The sequence below is a fragment of the Kitasatospora sp. NPDC091257 genome (genome assembly GCF_044757675.1).
Lineage (GTDB): Bacteria > Actinomycetota > Actinomycetes > Streptomycetales > Streptomycetaceae > Kitasatospora > Kitasatospora lactacystinica.
Window position 1 is genome coordinate 1 of sequence record NZ_JBIVVI010000819.1, and the last position, 4,221, is coordinate 4,221.

The 4,221-nt window shown below is 73.4% G+C and carries 5 protein-coding genes; all 5 read right to left on the bottom strand.

The window, feature by feature from the left end:
- Positions 1-87: 87 nt before the first annotated feature.
- The 5 genes from ACIQOV_RS30180 to ACIQOV_RS30200 all read right to left on the bottom strand — a co-directional run bounded on the left by ACIQOV_RS30180 (position 88) and on the right by ACIQOV_RS30200 (position 4,215).
- Complete coding sequence (locus tag ACIQOV_RS30180; RefSeq protein ID WP_401053762.1) at positions 88-1,095, bottom strand: lysophospholipid acyltransferase family protein; 1,008 nt, start codon at positions 1,093-1,095, stop codon at positions 88-90.
- Between the two features lie 7 nt (positions 1,096-1,102).
- A complete protein-coding gene (locus ACIQOV_RS30185; protein WP_401053764.1) occupies positions 1,103-2,224 on the bottom strand; it encodes an NAD-dependent epimerase/dehydratase family protein in 1,122 nt (373 codons plus the stop codon).
- Positions 2,225-2,446: 222 nt separating this feature from the next.
- The gene (locus ACIQOV_RS30190) at positions 2,447-2,545 is read right to left on the bottom strand and encodes a 30S ribosomal protein bS22 (protein ID WP_003948845.1); all 99 of its coding nucleotides are present in this window, start codon (positions 2,543-2,545) and stop codon (positions 2,447-2,449) included.
- Positions 2,546-2,735: 190 nt separating this feature from the next.
- A complete protein-coding gene (locus tag ACIQOV_RS30195; protein WP_045699258.1) occupies positions 2,736-2,945 on the bottom strand; it encodes a helix-turn-helix domain-containing protein in 210 nt (69 codons plus the stop codon).
- A gap of 214 nt (positions 2,946-3,159) precedes the next feature.
- Entirely contained in the window at positions 3,160-4,215 is a 1,056-nt protein-coding gene (locus tag ACIQOV_RS30200) for an acetoin utilization protein AcuC (protein WP_401053765.1), read from the bottom strand.
- Positions 4,216-4,221 lie beyond the last annotated feature (6 nt).

Here is a 4,221-nt window from a genome sequence, read left to right on the forward strand (position 1 = left end):
CCCCGCCGTACCCGGGTCCTTCCGTGGCGCCCCGGCTCCTCGGAAGGACCCGGGCCTCCTCGGCCGAACACCGCCGGCAGAGCACCGTCAGAAGAACACCGAACGCCGCTGCACCAGCAGCTGGTAGAGGGTGTGCTGGATGGTCTCGCGCACCTCGTCGGCCAGGTCGAAGACCAGCATCGGGTCGTCCGCCGCCTCCGCCGGGTAGCTGTCGGTGGCGATCGGCTCGCCGAAGCGGATCGTCCACTTGGTCGGCAGCGGCAGCACCCCGAGCGGGCCCAGCCACGGGAAGGTCGGGGTGACCGGCACGTACGGCAGGCCCAGCAGCCGGGCCAGGGTCTTCACATTGCCGATCATCGGGTAGGTCTCCTCGGCCCCGACGATCGAGCAGGGCACGATCGGCACCCGCGCCCGCAGCGCCGAGGCGACGAAGCCGCCGCGGCCGAACCGCTGGAGCTTGTAGCGCTCGGAGAACGGCTTGCCGATCCCCTTGAAGCCCTCCGGCCAGACCCCGACGACCTCGCCGCGCTCCAGCAGGGCCTGGGCGTCCTCGTTGCAGGCCAGCGTGTGGCCGGCCTTGCGGGCCAGCTCGTTGACGCCGGGCAGCACGAAGACCAGGTCGGCGGCGAGCATCCGCAGGTGCCGCCGGGCGGGGTGGTGGTCGTGGATGACCACCTGGGTCATCAGGGCGTCCAGCGGGATCGTGCCGGAGTGGTTGGCGACGATCAGCGCGCCGCCCTCGGCCGGGATGTGCTCCACGCCCTGGACGTCGATCCGGAAGTACTTCTCGGCCAGCGGGCGCAGCAGCGAGAGCAGCACCTCCTCGGTGAGCTCCCGGTCGAAGCCGAACTCGTCCACCTCGTAGTCGCCGGTCACCCGGCGGCGCAGGAAGGCCAGCCGCTCGGCGGCACGGCCCTCCCAGCCCTTGCCGAACAGCCCGGTGGCGGCCGGGCCGAGCGGCCCGGACAGCACGCCGCCGACGGCCTCGGCGAGCCGGTCGGCCAGTTTCGGCCCCTCGGGCGAGGTCCAGCTGGGGGCGGACTCGATCGGGATGACCTTGGCCTCGCCCGGCGCGTTCTCGGCTGCGGCACTCATCGCGGGTTCAGCTCCTCGGTGGGCGGGGGCGGTTCGGTACGGCGTCCGGTCCGGCGGCCGGCCCCGCGGGGGCGGCCCCTTCCGGGCCGAGCAGGGCCGTCAGCCGGTCGGTGACGGCGGCCAGCCGCTCGGGCGGCAGCAGACCCGGCCCCTGCGCGGCGGCGAAGTCGGCGAAGGCCTCCGGGGTGCCGAACGCCGGGCGGTAGCCGAAGGTGTCGCGCAGCCGCGCGGTGTCCACCACCCGGCCGTGGGTGAGCAGCCGCAGTTGCTCGGGCGAGACGTCGACCAGCCGGGTCTGCCGAGCCAGCACGGCCATCCAGCTGACCGCGGGCAGCAGCAGCGGCAGGGTGGGCCGGCCGAGCCGGCGGGCGCACTGGGAGAGCAGCAGGACGCCCTCCCCCGCCACGTTGAAGGTCCCGGTGTTGACGGTGCCCGGCGCGGGCTCGTCGGCGGCCCGGCAGAGCACCGCGACGGCGTCGTCCTCGTGCACGAACTGCAGCCGCGGGTCGTAGCCGAGCACGGTCGGCAGCACGGGCAGCGCGAAGTACTCGCTGAGCGGGGTGTCCGCGTCCGGGCCGACGATGTTGGCGAAGCGCAGCACCGTCACCGCGACGTCCGGGCGGCGCCGGGCGAAGCCGCGCACATAGCCCTCGACCTCCGCCGCGTCCTTGGCGAAGCCGCCGCCGGGCGGGTCCTTGGGCTGCATCCGCTCGCTGAACACCGCCGGGTCGCGGGGCGCGGATCCGTAGACGCCGGTGGTGGACTTCACCACCAGCCGGCGCACCCCGGGGGCCTTCTGGCAGGCGCCGAGCAGCTGCATGGTGCCGATCACGTTGGACTCCTTCACCGCGGAGCGGTTGGTGGAGCCCAGGCCGGTGGCGCTGACGCTGAGGTGCACCACGGTGTCCACCCGGTGCTCGGCGAGCACCCGGGAGACCGCCGGGCGGCGCAGGTCGAGCTGGTGGAAGCGGTACGGGGCGGCCGGACCGGCCGGCTCCTCGGGCGGCAGTCGGGGCGGCTGCACGTCCACGCCGACCACCAGGTCCACGCCCGGCCGACGGCGGACCTCGGCGACGAAGCGGGCACCGAGATGGCGCGCCACGCCGGTGACGAGCACGACCACGCCCACGGTGCTGCCCCCGTTCCCCGGCCCGAGCGGCCTGCGTGCACCGTACCGCGCCGCCCTGCCGGGCCGTGAAACGACACCGCCCGCCCAGGCCGCAGGGGCCTGGGCGGGCGGTGGAACGCCTGAACCCCGCAGGGGCGGGGCCAACGAGTTCTTCCTGCGCCGCTGTACGCGAGTGCGCGGGTGACCCCCGCGAAGGGCGGGGCCGAAGCGCAGGCTCAGGCGTTACTTCTTGTTACGACGCTGGACCCTGGTCCTCTTCAGAAGCTTGCGGTGCTTCTTCTTGGCCATACGCTTGCGACGCTTCTTGATGACAGAGCCCACGGAACAACCCTCGCTCACTGAGACTCTCGTCCGTGAGAGACGGAGTCCATACGACTGACGTGAGGGCCTAGCCTACCGTCCACGGTGCTAAGGCCGTAATCGTGCTCCCCGATACCGGGAAACTCGGGGGAAATCCCCGGCGAACGGGTGCGGCGCCCACCGGTGTGGACCCCGCACCCGCGCGCCGCCGCTACGCGCTCTCAAGCCGCACGTAGGACTCCTTGAGGTACTCGTGCACCGCCTGCTGGGGCACCCGGAAGGACCGTCCGACCCGGATGGCCGGCAGCTCTCCGCTGTGCACCAGTCGGTACACCGTCATCTTGGACACCCGCATGACCGCGGCGACCTCCGCCACGGTCAGGAAGACGACTTCCTGAAGGGGGCGCTCGACGGAACTCATGACCATCACCCGACCCTTACCCGTGTGCAAGGCACCGGCTTCCCCTCCGGTGACTCCACCGGCACACGTGTATCCCCAGAGTAGTTATGGGTGGTACCAGTGGGAAGAGGGGAGGTGCAGTCCTCGTACGGTGAGAGATAGGACCGTTGCAGTACGTAGCCGATCGGCCGATGGCACCGCCCGGCGTACGCACGGCCTGACCAGGGCGGCGGGTTCAGGCCAGCAGTCCGTGCTGGGGGAACACCGCCCGCCGGGCGGCGAGGATGGCCTGATCGAGCCGGTCGGCCGGATCGTAACCCGAGTCGAAGTCGCGCCAGGCGGGGCGGGCGCCGTCGGTCATCCGCAGCGGGGCCGGGCGGCGGGTGCGGCGGTAGACCTCGGCGCGCCAGGACTCGGGGGTCTCGGTGGCCGGGTCGACGGGCCGGGCGGCGGCGGTGGCGACCAGGTGGGTCCAGGTGCGCGGGACGACGTCCACCACGGCGTAGCCGCCCCCGCCGGTGGCCACCCAGCGACCGCCGGCGTACTGGTGGGCGAGGTCGTGCAGCGCCTCGGCGATCAGCCGCTGGGCGTCCACGGTGACGGCGAGGTGGGCGAGCGGGTCCTCCAGGTGGGTGTCGGCGCCGTGCTGGGTGACCAGGACCTGTGGCCGGAACGCGTCGAGCAGTTCGGGCACCAGGGCGTGGAAGGCGCGCAGCCAGCCGGCGTCGCCGGTGCCCGCGGGCAGCGGCAGGTTGGCGGCGGAGCCGGGGGCGTCCTCGCCGCCGGTCTCGATCGACCAGCCGGTCTGCGGGAAGAGCGTGGCGGGGTGCTCGTGCAGCGAGACGGTGAGCACCCGGGGGTCGTTCCAGAAGGCCGCCTGAACGCCGTCGCCGTGGTGGACGTCCACGTCGACGTAGGCGACCCGCTCGGCGCCGAGTTCGAGCAGCCGGGCGATGGCCAGCGCCGGGTCGTTGTAGACGCAGAAGCCGGAGGCCTTGCCGGGCATCGCGTGGTGCAGCCCGCCGCTGAAGTTGACGGCGTGCGGGGTCTCGCCGCGCCAGACCGCCTCGGCGGCGGCCACGGACTGGCCGGCGATCAGTGCCGAGGCCGAGTGGATCGCCGGGAAGGACCAGTTGTCGTCGGTGCCCAGTCCGTGCAGCGGGTCGGAGCGCTCGGGATGGGCGGCGGCGTTCCGGACCGCCTCGACGTACTCCCGGGTGTGCACCAGCCGGAGGGTGGACTCGCCGGCGGGCGGCGCGGAGCGGACGGTCACCCCGGGTGCGGTGCTCAGTCCGAG